Annotated in this window: 2 protein-coding genes; both read left to right on the top strand. The window is 70.4% G+C overall.

Annotation, left to right across the window (positions count from 1 at the left end):
• Nucleotides 1–129: 129 nt before the first annotated feature.
• Nucleotides 130–699 (top strand): hypothetical protein, encoded by a 570-nt coding sequence (locus G6019_RS08115; RefSeq protein WP_182612344.1) that lies wholly within the window; start codon nucleotides 130–132, stop codon nucleotides 697–699.
• A gap of 131 nt (nucleotides 700–830) precedes the next feature.
• The coding region (locus tag G6019_RS08110; protein WP_182627371.1) for a Na+/H+ antiporter subunit A at nucleotides 831–3269 on the top strand (2439 nt) is incomplete at its 3' end.

The raw sequence follows: 3269 nt of genomic DNA, 5'->3' as shown, positions 1-3269 counted from the left end.
CTAGACTCTCCCGCCATGCGGAAGATTCTCGTAGTAACCGGACGTAACGGGGCCTGAAGACCGGCACCCCCGTTGCGTGGTTGCTCGATCTCCGTCGGTCCCCGAACCGACGTCCGAGACGAGAACACCATGCGCACCACCGCACCACACCATCCGACCGGTCTTCCCACCCGGCTCACCGAGCGCGTGAGCAGGGCGACCCCCCCTCGCACCACCGCTCCGGGCGCCTGCCCCTTCGCCGAGCGGTTCGGGCGCCGCCTGCCGCGCGGCTTCGCCGACGAGGCGGGGACCCTGGACTGGCGGGAGTTGCTCGACACCTACGCGCCGTCGACCGACCACTTCCACCTGGCGGACTTCTCGCGTCGCCCCCTGGGCCGCGGGATCACCGCATATGAGGCGATCCTGGCCACCCGGGACCCCTCCGCCCCGGGGGAGTTCACCGCCCACCGCCTCACCACCGAGTCCTGTGGGGACCTCACCGCCATGTCCGAGATGCTGGGCCGGATCGGAGCCCGCGTGGAGATCGAGCGCTTCCACCAGTACGAGGGTGACGCGTTCGACGGTTCCGAGTCCTGGTGCACGATCCTGCGGGCCACCTGCGGCCGCCGAGCGACCTGGGCCATGGGTTTCGGACGGTCCCCCTCCGAGGCCTCCATCGCCGCACTCCTGAGTGCGGCGACCCTCCTCCACCTTCGCTGAGAAGGGCCGGGACGGAGGCCTTCTGTAAACTTCCCGGAGAACCCAGACCCTGGTCGACCTCCGGCACCCGCCCCATCAGGCGGGAGCGTCCGCGTGTCGTGTCCCGGTCCACATCTCGAGAGGAGCCGCCGGTGATCGCGATCCTCTCGGCCCACGCCGTGGCCACCCTGATCGCGATCCCCCTGGTGCTGAGGTTCGGTCGCCGGGCGTTCCTCGTCCTCGCCATGGTGCCCGCCGCGAGCGCGGTGTGGGTCGCCGCCAACCTGGACCGCGTCCCCACCGAGTCCGTCCGGTGGGCGCCCGAGATCCACCTCGCGCTGGACCTGCGGATGGACGCCCTGTCGGCGCTCCTGGCCCTCATCGCCCTCGGCGTGGGCGCCCTGGTCCTGGTGTACTGCACCTGGTACTTCCAGGACGACGAACCGCGCCTGCACCTGTTCGCCGCAGAGCTCGTGGCCTTCGCCGGAGTCATGTTCGGCCTCGTCGTGGCCGACAACATGATCCTCCTCTACATCTTCTGGGAGATCACCTCCGTCCTGAGCTTCCTCCTGGTCGGCCACTACGCCGCGCGGGCCACCGCTCGTCGCGCGGCCACCCAGGCGCTGCTCGTCACCACCCTCGGCGGTCTGGCCATGCTCGTCGGGATGATCATCCTCGGCCAGTCCGCCGGGTCCTACCTGATCAGCGACGTGGTCTCCTCGCCGCCGTCCGGTCCGCTCATCCACTGGGCACTCGTGCTGGTGATCGTCGGAGCCGGCAGCAAGTCCGCGATCGCGCCCCTGCACTTCTGGCTCCCGGGCGCCATGTCGGCCCCGACGCCGGTGAGCGCCTACCTGCACTCGGCGGCCATGGTCAAGGCCGGCGTCTTCCTCGTCGCCGCCCTGACCCCCGGCCTGTCGGGCTCGTCCACCTGGCAGCTGCCGCTCATCGTGTTGGGTCTGGTCTCGCTCCTCATGGCCGGGTGGCGGGCCCTGCGCGAGACCGACCTCAAGCTCGTGCTCGCCTTCGGCACCGTCAGTCAGCTCGGATTCCTCCTCGTCCTGGTGGGTATCGGGTCGCGCGACACGATGCTCGCCGGGCTGACGATGCTGCTCGCCCACTCGTTGTTCAAATCGGCCCTGTTCATGTCCGTCGGCGTGATCGACAAGACCACCGGCACCCGGGAGATCCGCGACCTGTCGGGGCTGGGACATCGCCGTCCCGCACTCGCTCTCGTCTTCACCCTCGCCGCCGCCTCGATGGCCGGTCTGCCCCCCTTCCTCGGCTTCATAGGCAAGGAGGCCGCGTTCGCCACCGTCCTGTCCGAGGAGCGACTGCACGGGATGCCGTCGTTGGTCGTCACGGCGGGGCTCGTGGCGGGGTCCGTGCTCACCTTCTCCTACACCGCTCGGCTGGTCATGGGCGCGTTCCGATCCAAGCGCTCCTTCCCCGGCGGCGTCAGCCCCGCCGTCGCGGGATCCCGACCGGCGGGAGCACTGTTCCTCTCGGTGCCCGCCGTCCTCGCGGTCTCCGGTCTGGTGCTGGGCCTGTGGAACGCCCCGGTCGAGGAGCTCATCGCCCGCTACGTCGACGTGGCGTTCCCGCCCGGGAGCCCGTGGCGCGGCCCCGAGGGCTACCATCTCGGGCTGTGGCACGGGATCGGCATCCCGCTCGCGCTCACCCTGGTCGTCTACGTGCTGGGCACCCTGCTCTACGTGGCGCAGCGGACCGTGGAGAGGATGCAGTTCGAATCTCCGGCGCTCGGCAACGCCGACCGGATCTACGACGCCGTCCTGAGGTTCTTCGACACGCTCTCCCTGCGCCTGACGGCGAGCATCCAGCGCGGCTCACTCCCCCTCACCCTGGGCATCATCCTCGTGACCCTCGTGCTGTTCCCGTTCGTCTCGCTCCTCGCCGGGACGCGCGAGGGCCTGCGCATGGAGTTGTCCTCGAACCCCGTGGTGCTCATCGTCATGATCCCCATGGCGCTCGCCGCGGTAGCCGCGGCGGTGCTGCGCAACCGCCTCGCCGCGGTGATCTGCATGTCCGTCACCGGGTACGGACTCGCCGTGATCTTCGCCTTCCACGGCGCCCCGGACCTCGCGCTCACCCAGGCCCTGGTCGAGACGCTCCTGATGGTCGCGTTCGTGCTGGTGCTGCGCACGATGCCCGCCGAGGTCCCGCTCTCACACGGTTACCGCCGACTCCGGGCCTGGCTCGGGATCGGCGTCGGTCTGCTCGTGGTGATCACCGGTGCCTACGCCATCAACGCGCGCCAGCACCCCGCCGTCTCGCTCGACTTCCCCGACATCGCCTACCGGATCGGCAACGGCGCCAACGCCGTCAACGTCACCCTGGTGGACATCCGCGCGTGGGACACCCTCGGCGAGATCACAGTTCTCCTGGTCGCGGCCACCGGCGTGGCCAGTCTCGTGTTCCGCAACCGTCGCTACGGTTCCGGTCCGCGCCTGGCCGACGTCGACAAGACCCGCTCCGGTCGACGCGGCGTCGAGGCGGCCCGGATCGTGATCGAGGCTCCCGGCGCGAGCCCCGGCCGGTGGCTCGTCGGCGCCACCGTCCGCGACCCGCGA

It is taken from the genome of Dietzia sp. DQ12-76 (genome assembly GCF_014145045.1).
Lineage (GTDB): Bacteria > Actinomycetota > Actinomycetes > Mycobacteriales > Mycobacteriaceae > Dietzia.
Note: the sequence above shows the minus strand (reverse complement) of the source record. Positions and strands in the feature narration are given on the sequence as shown.

Bases quoted from the DNA above. Each gene is read 5' to 3' on its own strand.
- G6019_RS08115 (WP_182612344.1), top strand. From the start codon at position 130: ATGCGCACCACCGCACCACACCATCCGACCGGTCTTCCCACCCGGCTC.